General features: G+C 73.3%; 20 protein-coding genes. 14 read left to right on the top strand and 6 right to left on the bottom strand.

Annotated features, from left to right (window positions below; genetic code table 11):
• Window positions 1-13 precede the first annotated feature (13 nt).
• The 4 genes from ABD946_RS22685 (at window position 14) to ABD946_RS22670 (ending at window position 4,222) form a co-directional block, all read left to right on the top strand.
• Entirely contained in the window at window positions 14-1,186 is a 1,173-nt protein-coding gene (locus ABD946_RS22685; RefSeq protein WP_345286402.1) for an NYN domain-containing protein, read from the top strand.
• A gap of 238 nt (window positions 1,187-1,424) precedes the next feature.
• Window positions 1,425-2,384 (top strand): ABC transporter ATP-binding protein, encoded by a 960-nt coding sequence (locus ABD946_RS22680; RefSeq protein ID WP_380148950.1) that lies wholly within the window; start codon window positions 1,425-1,427, stop codon window positions 2,382-2,384.
• A 181-nt stretch (window positions 2,385-2,565) separates the two neighbouring features.
• Window positions 2,566-3,288, top strand: a complete 723-nt coding sequence (locus ABD946_RS22675; RefSeq protein WP_345286425.1) for an ABC transporter permease — start codon at window positions 2,566-2,568, stop codon at window positions 3,286-3,288.
• Between the two features lie 106 nt (window positions 3,289-3,394).
• Window positions 3,395-4,222 carry a hypothetical protein gene (locus ABD946_RS22670; protein ID WP_345286398.1) on the top strand — a complete coding sequence of 276 codons (828 nt, stop codon included), beginning with the start codon at window positions 3,395-3,397 and terminating at the stop codon, window positions 4,220-4,222.
• Between the two features lie 102 nt (window positions 4,223-4,324).
• Here ABD946_RS22670 and ybaK read toward each other — a convergent pair whose 3' ends face one another.
• The 3 genes from ybaK to ABD946_RS22655 all read right to left on the bottom strand — a co-directional run bounded on the left by ybaK (window position 4,325) and on the right by ABD946_RS22655 (window position 7,211).
• Window positions 4,325-4,819: a Cys-tRNA(Pro) deacylase gene (gene ybaK / locus ABD946_RS22665; RefSeq protein ID WP_345286397.1), complete on the bottom strand. Its 495-nt coding sequence runs from the start codon at window positions 4,817-4,819 to the stop codon at window positions 4,325-4,327.
• Window positions 4,820-4,833: 14 nt separating this feature from the next.
• Window positions 4,834-5,562, bottom strand: coding sequence for an LON peptidase substrate-binding domain-containing protein (locus ABD946_RS22660; RefSeq protein WP_345286395.1), 729 nt, complete (start codon window positions 5,560-5,562; stop codon window positions 4,834-4,836).
• Window positions 5,563-5,633: 71 nt separating this feature from the next.
• A complete protein-coding gene (locus ABD946_RS22655) occupies window positions 5,634-7,211 on the bottom strand; it encodes an oxidoreductase (RefSeq protein WP_345286394.1) in 1,578 nt (525 codons plus the stop codon).
• A gap of 95 nt (window positions 7,212-7,306) precedes the next feature.
• Between ABD946_RS22655 and hisD the strand changes: the two genes are divergently transcribed.
• From hisD to hisF, 8 genes are read left to right on the top strand one after another with little or no spacing between them, the layout of a single operon-like run.
• Window positions 7,307-8,614 (top strand): histidinol dehydrogenase, encoded by a 1,308-nt coding sequence (hisD, locus tag ABD946_RS22650; RefSeq protein WP_345286392.1) that lies wholly within the window; start codon window positions 7,307-7,309, stop codon window positions 8,612-8,614.
• Window positions 8,611-9,711: a histidinol-phosphate transaminase gene (locus ABD946_RS22645; RefSeq protein WP_345286390.1), complete on the top strand. Its 1,101-nt coding sequence runs from the start codon at window positions 8,611-8,613 to the stop codon at window positions 9,709-9,711. The genes hisD and ABD946_RS22645 overlap by 4 nt, the downstream gene beginning before the upstream one ends.
• 5 nt (window positions 9,712-9,716) lie before the next feature.
• A complete protein-coding gene (gene hisB / locus ABD946_RS22640; protein ID WP_345286388.1) occupies window positions 9,717-10,310 on the top strand; it encodes an imidazoleglycerol-phosphate dehydratase HisB in 594 nt (197 codons plus the stop codon).
• A complete protein-coding gene (locus ABD946_RS22635) occupies window positions 10,307-10,456 on the top strand; it encodes a hypothetical protein (protein WP_345286386.1) in 150 nt (49 codons plus the stop codon). Before hisB ends, ABD946_RS22635 begins: the two co-directional genes overlap by 4 nt.
• Window positions 10,457-10,484: 28 nt before the next feature.
• Window positions 10,485-11,120, top strand: a complete 636-nt coding sequence (gene hisH, locus ABD946_RS22630; protein ID WP_345286384.1) for an imidazole glycerol phosphate synthase subunit HisH — start codon at window positions 10,485-10,487, stop codon at window positions 11,118-11,120.
• A 40-nt stretch (window positions 11,121-11,160) separates the two neighbouring features.
• The gene (gene priA / locus ABD946_RS22625) at window positions 11,161-11,883 is read left to right on the top strand and encodes a bifunctional 1-(5-phosphoribosyl)-5-((5-phosphoribosylamino)methylideneamino)imidazole-4-carboxamide isomerase/phosphoribosylanthranilate isomerase PriA (protein WP_345286382.1); all 723 of its coding nucleotides are present in this window, start codon (window positions 11,161-11,163) and stop codon (window positions 11,881-11,883) included.
• On the top strand, window positions 11,880-12,311 hold the full coding sequence (locus tag ABD946_RS22620; RefSeq protein ID WP_345286380.1) for a RidA family protein: 432 nt from the start codon (window positions 11,880-11,882) through the stop codon (window positions 12,309-12,311). Before priA ends, ABD946_RS22620 begins: the two co-directional genes overlap by 4 nt.
• On the top strand, window positions 12,308-13,078 hold the full coding sequence (gene hisF / locus ABD946_RS22615; RefSeq protein ID WP_345286378.1) for an imidazole glycerol phosphate synthase subunit HisF: 771 nt from the start codon (window positions 12,308-12,310) through the stop codon (window positions 13,076-13,078). The genes ABD946_RS22620 and hisF overlap by 4 nt, the downstream gene beginning before the upstream one ends.
• Before the next feature lie 27 nt (window positions 13,079-13,105).
• Here hisF and ABD946_RS22610 read toward each other — a convergent pair whose 3' ends face one another.
• From ABD946_RS22610 to ABD946_RS22600, 3 genes are read right to left on the bottom strand one after another with little or no spacing between them, the layout of a single operon-like run.
• Window positions 13,106-13,654 carry a hypothetical protein gene (locus ABD946_RS22610; protein WP_345286376.1) on the bottom strand — a complete coding sequence of 183 codons (549 nt, stop codon included), beginning with the start codon at window positions 13,652-13,654 and terminating at the stop codon, window positions 13,106-13,108.
• A complete protein-coding gene (locus ABD946_RS22605) occupies window positions 13,651-15,000 on the bottom strand; it encodes a DUF58 domain-containing protein (RefSeq protein WP_345286374.1) in 1,350 nt (449 codons plus the stop codon). Before ABD946_RS22605 ends, ABD946_RS22610 begins: the two co-directional genes overlap by 4 nt.
• Window positions 14,997-16,001, bottom strand: a complete 1,005-nt coding sequence (locus ABD946_RS22600) for an AAA family ATPase (RefSeq protein WP_345286423.1) — start codon at window positions 15,999-16,001, stop codon at window positions 14,997-14,999. The genes ABD946_RS22605 and ABD946_RS22600 overlap by 4 nt, the downstream gene beginning before the upstream one ends.
• A gap of 128 nt (window positions 16,002-16,129) precedes the next feature.
• On the opposite strand from ABD946_RS22600, the gene ABD946_RS22595 reads away from it, so the two are divergent.
• Both ABD946_RS22595 and ABD946_RS22590 read left to right on the top strand, forming a co-directional pair.
• Window positions 16,130-16,489 (top strand): AAA family ATPase, encoded by a 360-nt coding sequence (locus ABD946_RS22595; RefSeq protein ID WP_345286372.1) that lies wholly within the window; start codon window positions 16,130-16,132, stop codon window positions 16,487-16,489.
• 5,141 nt (window positions 16,490-21,630) lie between these two features.
• A partial coding sequence (locus tag ABD946_RS22590; RefSeq protein ID WP_345286369.1) for a hypothetical protein occupies window positions 21,631-21,810 on the top strand: 180 nt, incomplete at its 3' end.

Here is a 21,810-nt window from a genome sequence, read left to right as displayed (position 1 = left end):
GAAGTGGTGCGGAGTGGACCGCTGCGTCGTCCTGGTGGACGCCGGGTACCTGCTGGGTGCGACGGCCAACCTGCTGACCGGCCAGCCCAGCCGGGCCCGGCTGACGGTCGATCACGCCGCGCTGGCCGCCGCGCTGGCGGAGCGGGCCGAGGCCGAGACCGGGCTGCCGCTGCTGCGGATCTACTGGTTCGACGCCGCGCCCGACCGCCGCTCGCTGCCCGAGCACCGCCGGCTGCGCAGCCTGCCCCGGGTCACCGTCCGGCTCGGCGCACTGACCCGGGCCGAGGGGCGCTGGGTGCAGAAGGGCGTGGACGCCGCGATGCACGCCGAGCTCACCGAGCTCGCCCACAACCGGGCCTGCGCCGACCTGGTGCTGCTCAGCGGCGACGGCGACCTGCTGCCCGGGATGGTCTGCGCCAAGGAGCACGGCGTGGTGGTGCACCTGTGGGCGGTGCAGCCGGTGGAGCACGACTTCAACCAGTCCGAGGACCTGGTCGCCGAGGCCGACGAGCGGCAGGTGCTGGACCGGGCCTTCGTCGAGCGCTGGGCCCAGCCGCGCGAACTCCAGACCCCGCTCCCGCTGGCGGCAGCGGGCCCGGCCCGGGTGGGCCCGGCCCCGGCCCTTCCCGACGGGGCGTCACCTCCCGCCGGCCCGGAGCCGGAGCCCGAGGCGCCCGCCGCCGTGGCGCTGCCCCGGCCGACGGGGCTGCGGGTGGTGCCGACCCCGCGTGACCTGGCCGTGCGGCCGGGCCCCGGCACGCCGCCCGCCCTGGTGCTCCGCTGGTCCTCGGACAGGCTCGGCGCGGCCCCCGTGCCCGTCCCCGCCCCCGTCCCGGCCGGCCCGCCCACCCTGGCCGAGCTCACCCGCCCCGAGCAGCGCTGGGCCGACCGCGAGGAGGACTCCACCGAGGCCCCGGCCGACGCCCAGGCGGTCGGCCGCCGCTTCGCCCTCCGCTGGCTCTCCCGGCTGGGCACGGAGACCGTGCTCACCCGCCTCTGGGCCGACCACCCGCGCATCCCGCACCGGCTGGACGCCGAACTGCTCCGCTACGCCGCCCGCTTCGGCCTGCTCGCCGCCCATGACGACCAGATCGACGAGGAGCACCGCTACGCCATCCGGGCCGGGTTCTGGGACGCCTTCGCCGAGGCGGTGCCCCGCCCCGGCCTGGCGGTCGCCCAGGAGTGACGCCGGGTCCGGCGTCCACGATCGGCGGCACCCGGTAGGACGTGCGCGGACCGTTCGTCCTCGGGCCGGTACGGCGGCCCGGCGGCGGTCCGGGTGCGGTGCCCCGGTGGACCTGACGGAGTCGTATGGGGCCCCTTGTCCGGTTGGTCCGGGGCAGCGCGTAGAGTCTTCGTCCGTGAGCGACACCGACCGGCGGGCACCACGGCCCACGCCGCAAGGCGCACTCGGCGGTTCCGGCCTGGCGGCCGGGCAGTGCTGCACCGTCCGGGACCTTGCCAAGAGCTACCGCAGCAGGGCGGGCGAGATCCGGGCCAACGACGGGATCTCGCTCGACGTGCGACGCGGCGAGGTGTTCGGGCTGCTCGGCCCGAACGGCGCCGGCAAGTCCACCCTGGTGCGCCAGCTCACCGGGCTGCTCCGCCCCGACCGCGGCTCGATCGAGATCCTCGGCCACGACGTCGTGCGCCACCCCGAACGGGCCGCCCGGCTGCTCGGCTACCTGGGCCAGGAGTCCACCGCCCTGGACGAGCTGACGGTGGCCCTGGCCGCCGAGACCACCGGCCGCCTGCGCGGCCTGAGCCGGGCCGAGGCCCGGAGCGAGACCGCCGCGGTGCTGGCCGAGCTCGGGCTGGAGGGCATCGCCGCCCGCCCGCTGGCCAAGCTGTCGGGCGGTCAGCGTCGGCTGGCCTGCTTCGCCGCCGTGCTGGTGGGGGAGCGGCCGCTGCTGGTGCTGGACGAGCCCACCAGCGGGATGGACCCGGTGGCCCGCCGCGCGGTCTGGTCGGCCGTCGACCGCCGCCGCGCCGAGCGCGGCACCACGGTGCTGCTGGTGACCCACAACGTGATCGAGGCCGAGACCGTGCTCGACCGGGTCGCGGTGGTGGACGAGGGCCGGATCATCGCCTGCGACACGCCCGGCGGCCTCAAGGCCCTGGTGGACGGCGACGTCCGGCTGGACCTGGTCTGGCGGACCGAGGCCCCGATGGACGTGCCCGCCGTCGCCGAGCTGGCCGCCCGGGCCGCCCGCACCGGCCGCCGCTGGACCGTCCGCACCACCCCCGACGAGGCCCGCGAACTGGTCGCCGCCGTCACCACCGGCCCCGCCTTCGCCGCCCTGGACGACTTCACCCTGGCCACCCCGAGCCTGGAGGACGCCTACCTCAAGCTCGGCGGCCGGCACGAGGGGCTGGCCCGGTGAGCCGGCTCCGCGCAGACCTGACGGCCTGTGACCACCTGACGACCCGTGACCACCTGACGACCCGTGACCACCGCCCCGGAGGGCAGCCCCGGTGACCGTGCTCGACGTACCCCTGACGGTGGCGGCCGGGCCCGTCGCGGCCGAGGCCCCGCTGGCCCCGGCCGCCCGACTGCTGCCCTCGATGGCCGCGGTCTACCGGGCGCAGCTCGCCCGGGCCAAGGTGGCGCGGATCCCGCTGCTGTTCGTGGCCACCTTCCAGTCGCTCGGCATCCTGCTGATGATGCGCGGCGTGGTCGGGCCGGAGGAGGTCGAGGCCGCCCGTTCGGTGGTGGCCGGGTCCAGCGTGCTGGTGGTCGCCTTCGTGGCGCTCAACCTGCTGGCCCAGTACTTCGGCAAGCTCCGGGCCACCGGCGGCCTGGACCACTACGCCACCCTCCCGGTCCGGCCGGCCGCGGTGGTGCTGGGCGCGGCGGCCGCGTACGCCTCGTTCACCGTGCCGGGCGCGCTGGTCACGGCCGGGGTCGGGGCCTGGATGTTCTCGCTGCCGATGGGGCACCTGTGGGTGCTGCTCGCGGTCGTCCCGCTGGCGGGTGCGGCGCTGGCCGGGATCGGTGCGGCCTGCGGGCTGCTGGCGCCCCGTCAGGAGCTGGCCACCCTGCTGGGCCAGCTCGGCATGTCGGCGGCGCTGCTGCTCGGCGTCCTCCCGGTGGACCAACTGCCCGGGCCGGTCCTGCTGCTGCGCGACCTGCTGCCGTCCACGTACGGGGTCGAGGCCTTCGCCCGCAGTTTCGCGGCCGCACCGGACTGGGCCGCCGTGCTCCGTGACCTGACGGTGTGCGGCGCGGTCGGCCTGGTCTCGCTGGCCGTCGCGACGTGGGCCTACCGCCGGGCCGCCACCCGCTGACACTCCGTCGGGGGGCGTCCTGCAGACCCGCCGGGCGTTCACCGGGGGTTGGGCCCGGCTTCGGGTTGGGCGTCCGTCCGTCGGCACGACGTGAAACGATGGGCCGGTGACCGTACCGAACACCCCTGCGGATTCCGCTCCCGAGCCGCCGCCCCAGCCCCAGCAGCAGTACCAGCCGTACCCCGTCCAGCCCGACCCGTACCTGCCGCCGCCGCCCCCCGCCCGGGAACGGCGCCCGCTCGGGCCGGAGCTGAAGGTCGGTGCGGTCATCACGGCGGCCGGTGTGGTGCTCGGCGCGGTCATGGGCGCCCTCTGGCTCTGGCTGGCCCCCCGGGTGATGCTGGTCGCCGGCAGCGACGCGATCCGCTACGTCGACCCCGAGGGCGAGCAGCGGGCCGGTGCCGACGGCACCTTCGCCCTGCTGGGCCTCGGCGCCGGCGTGCTCTGCGCCTTGGTCGCCTTCGTGCTGACGCGGGCCCGGGGAGGCGGCATCGCCGTCGCGGCCGGGCTGGCGGCCGGCGGCCTGGGCGGCTCGGTCATCGCCTGGCAGATCGGCACCCGGCTGGGCCCCTCAACCGACGTGGTCGCCAACGCCAAGAAGGCCGGGCAGGGCGTGCGGTTCAGCGCCGCCCTGGAGCTCGGCGCGCACGGCGCCCTGCTGGTCTGGCCGATGGCCGCGATGATCCTGCTGCTCGCCCTCTCGGCCGCCTTCGGCAAGCGCGAGCCCGACCCGTCCCCGTACTGGGCGGGCCCCGACTGGCCCGGCCCGAACTGGCCGCAGCCCGACTCCCGGCCCCAGCCGCAGTGGGGCGCCGCCCCGCAGCCGGGCGGTCAGCCCGCCACCGACCCCTGGGCCGCCCCGCAGCCCCCGGCCCCGCCCGCCGACGGCCCGGTACCGCCGCCCGCCCCGGGCGGCCCCGACCCCGCTCGCTGACGGGGGCTCAGCCCGTCCGGTCACAACGGCGTCGGCCCCGGTCCCGCGATCAGCGGGCCCGGGGCCGACGTGTTCCGTCCACCGTCACCGCCCGGCGAACCGTCAGCGGCCGATCCGGGCCACTCCCGCCCGGGTCAGCGCGACCAGGTCCGCCGGGGCCAGCTCGACCTCCAGGCCCCGCCGCCCGGCTGAGACGTACACCGTCGGGTGCTCCAGCGCACTCGCGTCCACCACCGTCGGCAGCGCCTTCCGCTGCCCCAGCGGCGAGATCCCGCCGAGCACGTACCCGCTGCTCCGCTCGGCCGCAGCCGGGTCGGCCATCGCCGCCCGCTTGCCGCCGACCGCCCCGGCCAGCGCCTTGAGGTCGAGCTGCCCGGAGACCGGCACCACTCCGACGGTCAGCTTCCCGTCCACCTCGGCCACCAGCGTCTTGAACACCCGCCCGGCCTCGATCCCGAGCAGCTCCGCCGCCTCCCCGCCGTACGAGGCGGCCGCCGGGTCGTGCTGGTACGCGTGGACGGTGAACTCCACGCCCGCCGCCTCCAGGGCCACCGTCGCCGGCGTGCCGCCCCCGCCGCTCTGCTTCTTCTTCGCCACGACCTGCCGCTCCCTCAGTTCGGGCTGAAGCTCTGCCGGGTCAGGTCCACCCCCGGCACCGACGGCAGCCAGGAGATCACCGCCGTCTCCCGCCGCAGCAGCTCCAGCTCCTTGGTCAGGCGCTCCTCGGTGTCCGGGCAGGCCAGCAACTCCTGCTTCACCGGGGTCGGCAGCACGGCCGCCGCCGCGACCAGGTACGACAGCACCTGCGGATCGTTCGGCAGCTCGGACTGCCCGGTCAGGCTGATCTCCTTGGCGCCCGCCAGCTTCTGCTGGTACGCGCGGAACGCCCGCTCCACCCCGGAGGCCAGGGCCCCGGCGCCGTCGCCCGTCCTCTCCTCGATCGGCTCGATCTCACCGACCAGGTAAGGGCCCGTCACGTCCACCGAGCGCAGCCAGAACCGGGTCGTCCCGGTCACCAGCAGCTCGTACTGCCCGTCCGGCTGCTCCTGCACCGAGGCCACGTCCGCCACGCACCCGATGTGGTGCAGCGCCTCCAGCGGATCCCCGGTCACCGTCCCCAGCCCGTCCAACGGCCCGGCCGGCCCTTCGTTCTCCCGTACCGGCGCCACCTCGCGCCCGTCCTTGATCGCCAGGACCCCGAACCGCCGCGGCTCCTCCTCCGGCCGCGCCACCAGATCGGCCACCAGCCGCCGGTACCGCTCCTCGAAGACGTGCAGCGGCAGCACCAACCCGGGGTACAGCACCGTGTTGAGCGGAAAGATCGGCAGGCGTTCGGTCACGGCGCACAGCGTAGTTCAGCCGCGCCCGCCCCCGTCTCCGATTACCCGTCAGCACGGCACGGCCCGCACGGTCACCCTCGCTGGAGCATCCGCGTCGCGCCCGCGACCACGGTGGTGGCGAGGACCCAGCCGGAGAGGACGAGGGCGGCGGCGACGAACTGGCCGGTGCGGTCGGGGTTCCAGGTGTCGGGGGCGAGGTTGATGAGGGGGATGACCTTGGAGAGGGAGTAGAGGTAGGGGTTCCAGGTGGCCTTCTCGTCGGCCTTGAGGGGGGCCGGTTCGTGGGTGGCGAACCAGGCGGCGCCGAGGGCCCAGGCGAGGGCGAGCCAGAGGGCGGCGCGGCCGGGGCGGTAGCCGTAGCCGACGGTGGCGTCCTGGAGGCGGCCCCAGAGGCGGCTGAGGATGGGAAGGGTGCTGCGGCGGCGGCGGTGCTTGGCGTAGAGGACCTCGCGGGCGTCCTCGTCCCGGCCGTCCCGGCGCAGCGCGGCGGCGAGCTGCTCGTAGGGCTCGGGCTGGTACTCGCCGAGGGCGCCCTCCAGCCAGGCGATCCGCTGCTCGACGCTGAACGGACGGTCGGGGCGCAGGGATTCGTAGGTGAAGCCGTTGAGGCCGACGTGGCCGTCCTGCGGCCAGCTGGCGGGGTTGTCGACCAGGTTGCCGATCCGGGCGCGGGAGAGCGAGACCTTGCCGGTGGGCGGGGTGTGGCAGGTGAAGCGCAGTTCCGGGGTCTGGATGCGGCGCAGCGAGAGCTCCTGACCCTCCGTCAGGTGGAACTCGGCGTGGGTGATCAGCAGCGCGTTCTCGAACCGGCCGTCGACCAGCCGGACCCCGCCGAAGCAGCGCAGCGGGGTGGAGGGGGAGTCGACCGGGACGGGGGCGCCGTAGCCGTCGCCGTAGATGGAGTGGGAGTCGGCCCAGCCGCCGTCCAGGGAGCCGCCGAGGTACATGGTGTTGCCGACGGCGATGTGGGCCAGGTTGAGGCAGTAGCGGCCGGGCACGGCGTGCAGCTGGGCGCCGCGGAAGGAGAGCCGGCCGCCGATGTGGGCGGTGCGCAGGGAGACCTCGCCGTGCACGAAGGCCCGCTCGATCTCGCAGTCCTGCTGGACCTTGAGGCCGTCGGCGGCCAGCGCGCGGCCGAACTTGTCGCCGCCGATGGTGGCCTGGTTGAGCAGCAGGTCGGTGCCGATCTTGGCGTCGGTCAGCCGGATGCCCTGCGGGAAGACGCAGCGGGCCAGGTGCAGGTCGCCCTCGGTGGCCAGCCGGGAGGCCTCCAGCCGGGGTATCAGACAGCGGATCAGACGGAGTGTGCTCGCCTGTGCCTCGGAGATCAGCACCTTCTTCTCGAAGCGGCAGTCGTGCAGTTCGACGTAGTGGTCGATCCGGGCCCCGGCGAGGCGCAGCGCGCCGGTGACGTAGGCGCCGCTGAGCTTGATCGAGGCGACCCGGCCGGAGGCGGCGGGCGGCCCGTCGAGCAGCAGGGTGGCCAGCACCTCGGCCCGTACATGGCGGCTCTCGGGCCACTCGGCGGTGCTGAGGACACTGTCCTCGCCGTCTTCGCGCCAGCTGCGCAGGTCGTACAGCTCCCCGTGCCGGAAGGCCTCCCAGAGCCCCCGCTCGACGGCCGTCCAGTCCTCCGGCGGTCGCTCCACCGCTGCCTCCCCCGTGATCTTCGTCTGTCTCGCCCTTCGTATCACGGACTGAAATGAGAGACCTCGGGTTCCGGCCACTCCTTACACTGGGGCACGTGATCTCTCGAATCGATCTGCGCGGCTCCTCCGTCGACCCGCGCTCCGTGCTGCCCCGTGCCGAGTTCGACGTGGAAGCCGCCCTGGAGAAGGTGCGGCCGATCGCGGAGGACGTACGCCATCGTGGGGTCACGGCGCTGATCGAGCTGACCGAGCGCTTCGACGGCGTCCGGCTGGAGTCCACCCGGGTGCCCGCCGAGCAGCTGGCCGAGGCCCTGGAGACGCTGGACCCGAAGGTGCGCGCCGCACTGGAGGAGTCGATCCGCCGCGCCAGGATCGTGCACGCCGACCAGCGCCGCGAGGGGCACACCACCCAGGTGGTGCCCGGCGGCACCGTGACGCACCGCTGGATCCCGGTCGACCGGGTCGGCATGTACGTCCCCGGCGGCCTGGCCGTGTACCCGTCCTCCGTGGTGATGAGCGTGGTCCCCGCGCAGGAGGCCGGCGTCCAGGGGATCGCAGTCACCTCCCCGCCGCAGAAGGCCTTCGGCGGGCGCGTCCACCCGACCATCCTGGCGGCCTGTCAGCTGCTCGGCGTCACCGAGGTGTACGCGGTCGGCGGTGCGCAGGCGGTGGCGATGTTCGCGCTGGGCACCGAGGAGTGCGAGCCGGTCAACGTGGTGACCGGGCCGGGCAACATCTACGTGGCCGCCGCCAAGCGCTACTTCGCGGGCAAGATCGGCATCGACTCCGAGGCCGGCCCGACCGAGATCATGGTGCTCGCGGACGACACGGCGGACGCCGCGGAGGTGGCCGCCGACCTGATCAGCCAGGCCGAGCACGGCCCGACCTCGGGCTCGGTGCTGGTCACCGACTCGTCCGAGCTGGCCGAGGCGGTGGAGGCCGAGCTCAAGACGCAGGTCGCGAAGACCAAGCACTCCGAGCGGGTGGCCGAGGCGCTGGGCGGCCCGCAGTCCGGCATCATCCTGGTCGACTCGCTCGACCAGGGCCTGGACGTGGTGAACGCCTACGCCTCCGAGCACCTGGAGATCCAGACCCGGGACCCGCACGCCGTCGCGGCGAAGGTCCGCAACGCGGGCGCGGTCTTCCTCGGCCGGTACACCCCGGTCTCGCTCGGCGACTACGCGGCCGGCTCCAACCACGTGCTGCCGACCGGGGGTTGTGCCTGCCACAGCTCCGGCCTGTCGGTGCAGACCTTCCTGCGCGGCGTGCAGGTCGTCGAGTACGACCGCGACGCGCTGGCGGGCATCGCCGCGCACGTGGTCAACCTCTCCACCGCCGAGGACCTCCCGGGGCACGGCGACGCCATCAAGGCCCGATTCGGATGGACGGTTCCGGACGCGTGACGAACATCGACGACCTCCCGATCCGGGACGAGCTGCGCGGCCAGTCCCCGTACGGCGCACCGCAGTTGGACGTGCCCGTCCAGCTGAACACCAACGAGAACCCGTACTCGCTGCCCGAGCCGCTGGTGGCCCGGATCGCCGAGCGGGTGGCCGAGGCGGCCCGCAACCTCAACCGCTACCCCGACCGGGACGCGGTGGAGCTGCGCACCGGCCTGGCCGCGTACCTGAGCGGCACCACCGGCCACCGGGTGACGAAGGACCAGGTCTGGGCCGCCAACGGTTCCAACGAGGTCCTCCAGCAGCTGCTCCAGAGCTTCGGCGGCCCCGGCCGCAGCGCGCTCGGCTTCGAGCCCTCGTACTCGATGCACGCCCTCATCTCCCGCGGCACCGGCACGACGTGGATCTCCGGGCCGCGCAACGAGGACTTCACCATCGACCTGGAGGCGGCCGAGGCGGCGATCGCCGAGCAGCGGCCCAACGTGGTCTTCGTCTGCTCGCCGAACAACCCGACCGGCACCGCCGTCGCGGCCGACACCGTGCTGGCGCTCTACGAGGCCGCCCAGGCGGCCCGGCCCAGCCTGGTGATCGTGGACGAGGCGTACGTGGAGTTCTCGCACCGCGCCTCGCTGCTGCCGATGATCGAGGGCCGGCCCAACCTGGTGGTCACCCGCACCATGTCCAAGGCCTTCGGCGCCGCCGGGCTGCGGCTCGGCTACCTGGCGGCGGCCCCGGCGGTGGTGGACGCGGTCCAGCTGGTCCGGCTGCCGTACCACCTGAGCGCCGTCACCCAGGCCACCGCGCTGGCCTGCCTGGAGCACACCGAGACCCTGCTCGGCTACGTGGAGCGGCTGAAGGCCGAGCGGGACCGGCTGGTCACCGCGCTGCGCGGGCTCGGCCTCGAAGTCACCGACTCCGACGCGAACTTCATCCAGTTCGGCCGCTTCGCCGACACCCACGCGGTGTGGCAGGCCATCCTCGACCAAGGCGTGCTGGTCCGCGACAACGGCGTCCCGGGTTGGTTGCGCGTCACGGCCGGCACCCCGGCCGAGAACGACGCGTTCCTCGACGCCGTCCGCACCGCCACCAAGGAGCTTTGACCCTCATGTCCCGCATCGGACGCATCGAGCGCACCACCAAGGAGACCGCCGTCCTGGTCGAGATCGACCTGGACGGCACCGGCAAGACCGACATCTCCACGGGCGTCGGGTTCTACGACCACATGCTCGACCAGCTCGGCCGCCACGGTCTCTTCGACCTCACCGTGAAGACCGAGGGCGACCTGCACATCGACACCCACCACACCATCGAGGACACCGCCCTCGCGCTGGGCGCCGCCTTCCGGCAGGCGCTCGGCGACAAGGTCGGCATCTACCGCTTCGGCAACTGCACCGTGCCGCTGGACGAGTCGCTCGCCCAGGTCACCGTGGACCTCTCCGGCCGCCCCTACCTGGTGCACACCGAGCCGGAGAACATGGCGCCGATGATCGGCAGCTACGACACCACGATGACCCGGCACATCCTGGAGTCCTTCGTGGCCCAGGCCGCCATCGCCCTGCACGTGCACGTGCCGTACGGTCGGAACGCCCACCACATCGTGGAATGCCAGTTCAAGGCGCTGGCGCGGGCACTCCGCTATGCCTCCGAGCGCGACCCGCGCGCGGCGGGCATCCTCCCCTCGACCAAGGGTGCACTGTGACCGCGTCAACTCTGCTGATCATCGTCGGGCTCTTCCTGACCGGTGGCGTCTACTCGTTCTGGAAGCAGAAGCAGTCCAAGGGCGTGATCGCGGTCCTCGCGTTCGGCGCCGTGATGTGCCTCGCCTCCGGCCTGATGCGGCTCTGAGTCACTAGCAAGAGACGGAACTCCCCTGATGGCAAAGAACGTTGTGGTCTTCGACTACGGCTCGGGCAACCTCCGTTCGGCCCAGCGCGCGGTCGAGCGGACCGGCGCGAACGTCACCGTGACCTCCGACTTCAAGACCGCGATGGACGCCGACGGCCTGCTGGTGCCGGGCGTCGGCGCCTTCGAGGCCTGCATGCGCGGCCTCAAGGCGGTCCGCGGCGAGCAGATCATCGGCCGCCGGCTGTCCGGCGGCCGCCCCGTGATGGGCATCTGCGTCGGCATGCAGATCCTGTTCGAGAAGGGCGTCGAGCACGGCGTCGAGACGGCCGGCTGCGACGAGTGGCCCGGCACGGTCGGCCCGCTGGACGCCCCGGTCGTCCCGCACATGGGCTGGAACACGGTGGACGTGCCCGAGGGCAGCCGGATGTTCGCCGGCCTGGACGCCGACACCCGCTTCTACTTCGTGCACTCCTACGGCGTGCGCGAGTGGGAGCTGCGGATCACCAACGAGAACATCCGCGCCCCCAAGGTCAGCTGGACCACCCACGGCCACCCGTTCGTCGCGGCGGTGGAGAACGGCCCGCTCTGGGCCACCCAGTTCCACCCCGAGAAGTCCGGCGACGCGGGTGCCGCGCTGCTGACCAACTGGGTCAACACCCTCTGACAACCTGACAACTCCCTTACAGATCAGGAAAGTTGCACCGATGAGCCGCCTCGAACTGCTGCCCGCCGTCGACATCCGCGACGGCCTGGCCGTCCGTCTGACCAAGGGCGCGTCCGGCACCGAGAAGTCCTTCGGCGAGCCCCTCGCGGCCGCCCTGGCCTGGCAGGAGGCGGGCGCCGAGTGGCTGCATCTGGTGGACCTGGACGCCGCGTTCGGCACCGGTGACAACCGCGAGATCGTCCGGCAGGTCTCCGGCGCGCTGGACATCAAGGTCGAGCTCTCCGGCGGCATCCGCGACGACGAGACGCTGGCCGCCGCGCTGGGCACCGGCTGCCGCCGGGTCAACCTCGGCACCGCCGTGCTGGAGAAGCCCGAGTGGGTGGCCAAGGCCATCGCCGAGCACGGCGACCGGATCGCGGTCGGCCTGGACGTCGTCGGCACCACCCTGCGCGGCCGCGGCTGGACCAGCGAGGGCGGCGACCTGTTCGAGGCGCTGGCCCGGCTGGACGCCGAGGGCTGCGCCCGCTACGTGGTCACCGACGTCGACCGGGACGGCACCCTGACCGGCCCCAACCTCGAACTGCTGCGCAAGGTCTGCGCCGCCACCGACCGCCCGGTGGTCGCCTCCGGCGGAGTCTCCTCGCTGGAGGACCTGCGGGCCATCGCCGGACTCACCGGCCTGGGTGTCGAGGGGGCGATCGTGGGCAAGGCACTCTACGAGGGCAAGTTCACCCTCGCCGAGGCCTTGGAGGCGGTTTCATGACGGAGTACCGGTTGGTCGGCGGCAAGCTGAGCGGCGCCTCCCCGTGGGAGGCGGAGTTCGGCTACTCCCGCGCGGTGGCCGCCGGTGACTACGTGCACGTGGCCGGCACCACCGCCTGGGTCGACGGTGCGATCGCCCACGAGGGCGACCCGTACCACCAGACCCTGGCCGCCTTCGAGATCGGCCTCAAGGCCCTCACCGCCTACGGGCTGACCGCCGCCGACGTGATCCGCACCCGGATGTACATCACCCACGTCCGGGACGCCGAAGAGGTGGGCCGCGCGCACGCCGCGCTGTTCGCCGACGCCCGGCCCGCCGCCACCATGGTCGTGGTGGAGGGCCTGATCGACTCCCGGATGATGGTCGAGATCGAGATCGACGCCCACCGCACCGGGCTCGCCAGCACCCTGGAAGGTACGAAGCAGTGACCCTCGCCGTACGAGTCATCCCCTGCCTGGACGTGGACGCCGGCCGGGTGGTGAAGGGCGTCAACTTCCAGAACCTGCGCGACGCCGGCGACCCGGTCGAGCTGGCCAAGCTCTACGACGCCCAGGGCGCCGACGAGTTGACCTTCCTCGACATCACCGCCTCCTCCGGCGACCGGGAGACCACCTACGACGTGGTGCGCCGCACCGCCGAGCAGGTCTTCATCCCGCTCACCGTCGGCGGCGGCGTCCGCGCCGTCGAGGACGTCGACCGGCTGCTGCGGGCCGGGGCCGACAAGGTCGGCGTCAACACCGCCGCCATCGCCCGCCCCGAGCTGATCCGGGAGATCGCCGCCCGCTTCGGCCGCCAGGTGCTGGTGCTCTCGGTGGACGCCCGCCGCTGCCCCGAGGGCACCGAGACCGCCTCCGGCTACGAGGTCACCACCCACGGCGGCCGCCAGGGCACCGGCCTGGACGCGGTCGAGTGGGCGGGGCGGGCCGCGGAGCTCGGCGCGGGCGAGATCCTGCTCAACTCGATGGACGCCGACGGCACCAAGGACGGCTACGACCTGGAGATGATCCGGGCCGTCCGAAAGACCGTGTCGGTGCCGGTGATCGCCTCCGGCGGGGCCGGCAAGCTGGCCGACTTCGCCCCGGCGGTGGACGCCGGCGCGGACGCGGTGCTGGCCGCCAGCGTCTTCCACTTCGGCGACCTGACCATCGGTCAGGTCAAGGACAGCCTGCGGGAGAGCGGACACCCCGTCCGCTGACCGACCCACCCCGAAGGCCCCCGCCGGTCACTCCGGCCGGGGGTCTTCGTCGTCCCGGTCAGCAGGGCTTCCCCGGAGGGCCAGGGCGCAGGCCGCCGCCGCGCCGGCCACCGCCAGCACCGCGACCAGCGGGCCGGGCGCGGAGGAGCCCAGCGGCGCGGCCGCGGCCAGCAGGACCAGGACGGCGGAGCCGAAGGAGGCCGCCACCGCCCGGCGGGGGCGCCGGGCGTCGTCGGCCGCGTCCGGGTCGGCGCCGTCCAGGTGCAGCAGGTAGCCGAGCAGCAGCAGGGTGAGGGCGGCCGCCAGCCAGAGCGGCGGGTCGCCGAGGGCGGCGGTGAGGGTGCAGCCGGTCGCGAAGGCGGTGGTGCGCCGACGGGAGAGCTGGGCCTGCCAGCTGGACCCGGTCGGGACCAGGCCGGGCGGGGGCGGGGCGGCGAACCAGGCGAACGGCAGGGTGAAGGGCAGCAGCGTCAGCCAGACGGCGGGCGTGGTGGTCACCGCGGCGTCGGCGCCCAGCACCAGGACGACGCCGAGCGCGCGTGCGGTCCCGGCGGACGACGGCAGGTGACGGTTCATCGGTTCCTCCCCTGGACCCGGGCGCGCAGCAGCGGCGCCAGGGTCAGGTCCAGCCCGGCGTCCGGGGTGAGCGGCAGCACCGGGACGCCCCGGGCCCGCAGGGCGAAGCGGCTGGCCTCGCGGTCCGCCTGCCAGAGCCGGACGGCGAGCTCGGCGGCCTCCCGGCGGGCCGAGCTCAGCGCGCGGACGTCGTGCCGGGGCGAGCCGATCGGCACCTCGATGACCACCACCGGGTTCCCCCGGGCCGTCAGGTGCCGCAGCACCTCCAGCACCCGGTGGTCGGTGAGCGTGGTGATCACGTACACCAGGGCGTCGGCCGGGATCACCTGACGGGGCAGCCCGGCCAGGTCGGGGAGGTGGTAGCCGAGGTCACGGCGGACCTCCAGGACCGTCTCCACCAGGCGGTGGAAGTAGCCCCCGCCGGTGCCCGGGACCAGCCAGCGGGTGGTGCCGCCGATCGACAGCACGCCGACCCGGTCGTGGCTGCGCAGGTAGGCCTTGGCGATCCCGGCGCCGGCCCGCACGGTCTCGTCCAGGCTGGAGACGCCGTTGGACGGGTCGTAGTAGTCGCCGAGCGCGTCCAGCAGCACCACCGTGTCGGCGGCCCGCTCGGCCGCGAACTGGTTGAGCTGCACCGAGCCCCGCCGAGTGGTGGACGGCCAGTGGATCCGGCGCTGCCGCTCGCCCCAGACGTGCGGGCGCACGCCCGTCACCTCCACGCCCTCGCCGCGCTGGCGGGCGGTGTGCTCGCCGAGCCGCTCGGGCAGCCGGACCGGGATCGGGGTCAGCGCGGAGTGGGTGGGCATCGGGAAGACCTGCGCCTCGCCCAGCTCCACCCGGACGGTGCGCCGGGCCAGCCCGCCGCCGTCGTACACGTCCACGTCCACCGTGCCCAGGCTCCACCGGCCCCAGCGGTGCGGGGTGAGCCGCAGCGTGACGGTGGTGCCGGTGACGTCCACCGCCTCCACCGCGACCCCGGGGCCCGGGTACGGACGGGGGACGATCCGTCCGTGGGTGCCGCCGACCGCGAGCTCGATCCGGGCCTCGACGGTCTCGCCCTCGAAGAGGCGGCGGGCGGAGACCGCCGCCTCGGCGCCGCCGACCGTCGGACGGCCCTCGCCGGAGGTGGCCAGCACCAGCAGCACCAGCGGGCCGGCCGCCACCGCCAGCACCCAGGCGTGGCCGGTGAGCAGGGCGGCGGCCACCGCCGCGACGGTGACGGTGAGCAGCCGCAGGGTCCGCTCGCCGGCCCGCCAGTGGGTGGGCGGCTCGGCGGGCGGCTGGACCAGGGCGAGCGGGGCCGGCCCGCCGGGCGCGGCCGCTCCCCGACGGGGCGTCAGGTTCACGGCCGGCCGGCCCCGTCGGCGGTGCGGGCGGCGGCGGCAGCGGCGGCGGCCGGGACGGTCTGCGGGGCCTTGACGCTCGGTATCAGCCCGGCCACCACCTCGTCGGCGTTGATCTGACGCACCCACAGCTCCGGCTGGAGCGAGATCCGGTGGGCCAGGGCCGGGACCACCAGGCTCTTGACGTCCTCCGGCACCACGTAGTCCCGGCCGTCCAGCACCGCCCGGGCCCGGGCCAGCTGGACCAGCGCCAGCCCGCCGCGCGGCGAGGCGCCGACCTGGATCTGCGGGTGCGCGCGGGTGGCGGCCAGCAGGGCCACCACGTACGCCACCAGGTCGTCGTCCACCTCGACCCGCTCCAGGGCGGCGCGCATCGCCAGCACCTGGGCCGGGTCGGTGAGCCTGCGCACCGTGGGCTCGGGGGCCGAACGGTCCAGCCGGGCGCGGAGCATGGCCTCCTCCTGCTCGGTGGCCAGGTAGCCCATCCGGACCCGGAGCAGGAAGCGGTCCAGCTGCGCCTCGGGCAGTCCGTAGGTGCCCTCGTACTCGATCGGGTTGGCGGTGGCGATCACCACGAACGGGTCCGGCAGCTTCCTGGTCACCCCGTCCACCGAGACCTGGGCCTCGGCCATCGCCTCCAGCAGCGCGGCCTGGGTCTTCGGGGGCGTGCGGTTGATCTCGTCGGCCAGCAGCAGGTGGGTGAAGACCGGGCCGGGCCGGAAGACCATCTCCCCGCTGGACTGGTCGTAGAACGGCGCGCCGGAGACGTCCGAGGGCAGCAGGTCCGGGGTGAACTGGATGCGCCGGAAGTCCAGGCCCAGCGCGGTGGCGAAGGAGCGGGCCAGCAGGGTCTTGCCCAGGCCGGGCAGGTCCTCGATCAGCACGTGGCCGCCGGCCAGCACGCCGAGCATCACCAGTTCGAGCGCCTCCGGCTTGCCGACCACGGCGCCGCCGACCTCGGCCAGCACCTCGCGGGCCAGCTCGCCGGCCTGACGCGGGGTCAGCGCGGGGAGCGGGGGGCGGGGGCCGACCCATGCTGCGGCCCCCGCCGCCCCGCTCCCCGCGCTGACCCCGAGCGTCAGGCCGGCGAGCTGGCCCGCGACGAGGTTGCTGGCCGAGGTCGGCGGCCGCTGTGTCGGCAAGCCGGAGGCGCCTCGACCTTGGTGATGCTCGGTTCACGTGCTGGCGCGCGGGCCACTGTGCTGATCGATGGACCTGCCGGCCTGGGCAAGACCCTGCTGGCCCGCTCCTTCGCCACCGCGCGCTGTGGCCTGGACTTCCGGTCGCCATCCAGTTCACCCCGGACCTGCTGCCCTCGGACGTCTCCGGCGCGCCGTTCTACGACCAGTCCAGCGGGGAGGATGGTCTTCCGGCCGGCCCGGTCTTCACCCACCTGCTGCTGGCCGACGAGATCAACGCACGCCCCCGAAGACCCAGGCCGCGCTGCTGGAGGCGACATGGCCGAGCCCAGGTCTCGGTGGACGGGGGTTGACCAGAAGCTGCCGGACCCGTTCGTGGTGATCGCCACCGCCAACCCGATCGAGTACGAGGGCACCTACGGACTGGCCCGAGGCGCAGCTGGACCGCTTCTCTGCTCCCGGGTCCGGATGGCATACCGGCCAACCGAGCAGGAGAGGCCATGCTCCGCGCCGGCTGGACCGTTCGGCCCCCGAGCTCCACACCGGTGCGCGCGAGGATCTATCCACCGACCCGGCCCATGTGTGCTGGCGATGCGCGCCGCCCTGGAGCGGAGTCGACGGTGGACGAGGACCTGGTGCGTACGTGTTGGTCCCTAGCCCTGGCCGCCACCCAGCGCCTGCAACCGTCAGATCCAGGTCGGCGCCTCGCCGCGACGGCGGGCTCGGCGGAGGCTGGTCACAGTTCTCGGCCCGGGCCCGGGCAGGTGCTGGAACGGCGAGACTCCGTGGTGCCGGCAGCGACGTCAAGAGCTCTGTGTGGTCCCGGCACGGCCCACCGGATCTCAGCTCCAGCGGAGAGCTGTGGAGTGCGGTCAGATCAACGCCAGACGAGGTGGTGGCGGGATGATACCGAGCGTCAAGGCACTACCTTCACCAACAAAACCTAAAAACAAAAAAAAAAAAAAAAGACAGCAGAGTAAAAAACGCAAATAACAAAAATAAAAGCAAACGAAAAAAGGAAGCAAACGAAAAAAGATAAAAAGGAAACTGAATCGAATAACAGAAAATCAAAGTAAAAAAAAAAAAAAAGACAAAGGAGAAAAAAAAAGAAAAAAAAAAAAAGACAAAAAGGTTACGAAAAAAACCGAATGACAATAATAACAAACACACAAAAAAAAACAGTGAAATGTGAAACTACACACAATCTTCTTTACCACACCTTCTCTACTACTTTCCCCGGTTCTATATCTTATTATATAGTTCAATTTTTCTAATATCACTAGCCCCTACACCCCGAGCCAGCCCGTCAGCCCACCCCCGCCCCCCCCGCCCCACCCCTTCCTCCCCTCTCCCACACCCCCCCCCCTCCACGCTGCGAAGCACGCCCCGCATGCCGCCGCCTCCTTCACCCCTCCCCGGTTACCGCCTCGATGCCCTCCCTCCCCATGACCCCCCCCCATCCCCACCCCCCCGCCCCCCCACCCCCCTTCCCCAATCGCCACTCCCCTCCCCCCCTCCCCTTCCCCCCCCCCCACCCCCCCCCCCCCCCCACCCCCCTTCATTCTTCCCCCTCCCCCACTCCGTAATACACCTCCCACCGCCTTGTCAGCCCCCCTCTCACCGCCCTGTCCCCCCCCCACCCCCCTACCTCCCCCCCCCACTTCCACCACCTACCCCCCCCCCCCCCGCCTCCCTCCCCCACCCCACCCCCACCACCTCAACTCAGCCTTTTCAGCGTCGTCTACCACACCCCCCCCCCCCCTCGACTCCCCCCCATCCGTCCAGTCCAGCCCTCTCCACCCACACGTACTCTCGCCGTCTATCCTCTACCTCGCGCCCCCCGCTTTTCCCCCCCTCCCCCCTAACTCACCCTCCCCTACCCCACAGCTACCCCACGTCCCCCCCTCGTCTGCCTCTCCACCTCTCTCTACTACCTCCCCCACCCACCACCCCGCCCGCCAGTTGCTCCACGAGGGCCACCCCTTAGCTTCCCTCTCGCCCTCCCGCACGGCACTCGTGCCCGTCCCCCTTCGTTGCATCGGCCGACCCGCATCTCGTGCACACGACCGGCGCCCCCCTCCACCCCCCAGCGCCCCTCTCCCTTACTCACGTGCTCTTTCCCCTCTCTCCCTGCCTACCCTCGTGCCCCCTCCTCCGCCTGGCCCCGCCTCCCCCCCCCGCCCCGCCCCCCCGCCCGCCACACCCAGCTCCCTCGCCGCCCGCCCCAGCCCTCACTCGCCCCGCCCGCAGCTCCGCTCTACCCCCCCCCCCCCCCTGCACCCCCCTTTTCCTTCCACCCCCTCCCATCGTCCCATACCAGTCCCCCCCCCCCCCACCCCCCCTCACCCACCCCTACCCTGTTCTTCCCCGACCCCTTTATCCCCCACCTCCTACCCCTTCCCGCGCCCCACCCCGCTCACGTACACTCCTCCACCCACCCCATGCCGGCCCTACTCCCCCTCACCCCACCCCCCCTTTGCACCATGCCCCACCCGCTCATGCCACCACCCCCCCCTCCCCACCCCCCCCCTCCCGCCCGCCAATCCCCCACGCCCCCCCTAGCCCCACTCCCGTTTTTTCCTCAACCGTCCCCCCACCATACCTCTACACCGACCCCCTCCCCCTCCCAGCCCCACCCTATCAGCTCCCCCCGCCTGGCCCCTACTCCCACACCGTTCCAGCCTCCACAACCAGCCCTCCCCACGGTCCGATCCCTTGTTTTCGCCCTGCTCTGCCCTGTCCTCCTCCTTCTTTTCTCTTCTTCGTCGACCTTCCTTCATTTCCACCTTATCCACCCTTCCTCCTTCGCTCTTCCTCCCTTTTCCTTTTATATCTCTTTTACTCTCCTCAGTCTCTCTCTTCCCCTTCTCTCATCATCTTCTCTTATTTCATTCTGTTTCCCCCCCCTCTCACTTCTTCCTATCCTCACCCCCGCCCCCCCCCCCCCTCGCCCCTGCTTTCCCCCCGGTGCCCCCTCCTACCCCCCCCCCGCCCCACACTCCTGCCACCCCCACCCCCCCCCTCCCCCCTCTCCACCTTCACTCGCGCCCCCCCCCCTCCCCCCACACCCCCCTCACCCCCCCCCCCCCCCCCCCGCCCCCTCCCCCCCGCGCCCCTCCACTCTCCCCCCGTCCCCCCTTCGCTCCCCCCCCTCCTTCCCCCTCTGCGCCCGCCCCCCACCCCACCCCCGCTCCGCCCGGACCCCGATACCCCGCACCGCCCCGCCCTCCGCACATACGCCCGCTCACCCCCGACCCACCTCCCACCCACCTACCACCCCCCGCACCCTTTCCCCCCCCCTCCCCCGCCCCTCCTCTCCGTCCCCTCACATTCCACTCCCTATCTTCCCCCCCCCCACCCCTTCCCCCCATTCTACCACAGCCGCCCCGCCCCCGACCCCCCTTTTGCCTTCCCCCTCTTCTCCCTCACCCTCCCCCCCGGGCCCCCCCCCCTCCCCCGCCCGCAGACCGTCCCCGCCGCCGCCCGCTGCCGCCGCCGCCACGCACCGCCCGACGGGGCCCCGGCCGGCCTGTGAACCTGACCACGCCCGCCGTCGGGGAGCACGGCCGCCTGCGCCACGGGCGGGCCGCCCCGCTCTCGCCGTGGTCCAGCGCCGCCCCACCGAGCCCGCCCCACCAACGGCTTTTTTTTTCTTTTTTTTTTTTTTTTTTTTTTTGGCACGGCGAGCGGACCCGGCGGGCGCCTGCTCACCGTCACCGTTCGCGGCCGGCGACACCGCCCCTGCCTCACGGCCACGCCTGGGCTGTGCTGGCGACGGCGGCGGCCCCCGCTGGTCGTGCACATGGTCTGGAACAACTCCGGCCGAGGCGCCGTCCTGACGGTCGGCGGCGCCGAGGCGGCGTTCTCCGCGCCCGCATCTTCGAGGGCGAGGACCGTCCAGTAGGGCCCGGTATTCAGAGCTCACAGCGGTAACGGTCACAAATTATGGGCACCCCACGGACGGACATCGTGTCCCCCCGTCCGTGTAGGCGGTGCGCGCACCGGCGGTCGCGGGGCCACTAGGCTGTGGTGGACGGCACGCTGTGCACCCACCGTCCACGCTGCGGTCACCCCGCACCGCTGGGCGCCCATGGGTTTTGGACCTAATCAGCTGGGCAGCGTGGCGCACGTGGACGTGTCACGAGGGCGGCGGGCGGCACCGAGGCGCCAAGGTCCGCGCGCTGGGAGCATGGCGAGGCGGACACGGTCTTACCGATGCCACATCCCGACTCACGCGTCCTGGGACCCAGATCCCGGTCGGCATGACCGAGCGGCTCGGCGAGCACCCGCACGCCAGACGGCGGCAGAGGGGCGTGGAAGTGACGGGCCGTGCGCCCGCACGGTTGGGGCGAGCGGCAGCGCACGGATCCCACTGAGTCCGTGTCCACCACGTCGGCGGAAGGGCACGTTCGGGATGCAGGCCATCCAACACAAGTCGCACGGTCCGTGAGCGGGCGCCGACACGGGTTGCTGATGGACGCGTCGGGCGACGACTACGACCTGTCCAACGGGCCGCGCTGCGTCTCCAGGCCGGACGAGGACCGTGCGGGCCGGCGCCGGGATCGTCCAAGCCTACCGCGCCAGCCAACCGGGTCGGCGTTGCTGTCGAATCGGCCACGCGGGTCGACCATCTCAGCCTGGGCTGGTCCCGGCAACGGGGCAGGGGGGCTACTTCCACCGCCGGTGGAGACGGTCCTGGAGGTCCGCGTGACCTCGGCTACCACCTCCCGACCTGGGCGGGATGCACACCCGTTAAGGTGATCCCGGCCCGACGCCCTGGTGTACGTGATCACCACGCTCCACCGACCACTCGGGTGCTGCAGGTGCTGCGGCACCCTGACGGCCCCGGGGGAACCGGTCCTGTGGGGTCATCTGACGGTGCCGATCGGACTCGCCCCCGGCACCGACCGTCCGCGCGCTGAGCTTCGGGCCCGCCGGGCAGGGGCCGCTCGAGGCTCGCCGTCCGGCTCTGGCAGGCGGACCGCGAGGCCAGCCGCGCCCTGCGGGCCCGGGCGTCCCCGTGCTGCCCGCCTCACCCCGGACGCCGGGCGGACCTGACCTTGGCGGCGCTGCTGCGCGCCCGGGTCCAGGGGAGGAACGATGACCGTCACCTGCCGTCGTCCGCCGGGACCGCAGCGCACGCTCCGTGTGCGTCGTACCGGTGCTGGGCCGCCGACGCCGCCGTGGACACCACCACGCCCCCCCCGTCTGGCTGACGCGCTGCTGCCCTCTCACCCTGCCGTTCGCTGGTTCGCCGCCCCCCCCCCCCGCCCCGGCCCTCTCGGTCCCGACCGGGTCCAGCTGGCAGGGCCCAACGTCCGCGTCGCGCACCACCGCCTTCGCGACCCGGCTGCACCCTCACCGCCGCCCTCGGCGACCCGCCGCTCTGGCTGGCAGGCCGCCCTCACCCTGCTCGCTGCTCGGCTACCGCTCTGCAACTCGGACGGCGCCGACCCGGACGCGGCCGACGACGCCCGGCGCCCCCGCCGGCGCGGTGGCGGCCTCCTTCGGCTCCGCCGTCCTGGTCCTGCTGGCCGCGGCCGCGCCGCTAGGCTCCTCCGCGCCCGGGCCCGACTGGTCGGGTGCTGGCGGCTGGCCGCGAGCAGTGGCGGCGGCCTGCGCCCACACGCCACGGTCCCTCACGGGGGAACGCCCTGCTGACCGGGACGACCCG

Origin of the sequence: Kitasatospora albolonga, from assembly GCF_039535905.1 — a bacterium.
Classification (GTDB): domain Bacteria; phylum Actinomycetota; class Actinomycetes; order Streptomycetales; family Streptomycetaceae; genus Kitasatospora; species Kitasatospora albolonga.
This window is presented reverse-complemented; position numbering and strand designations above follow the sequence as displayed.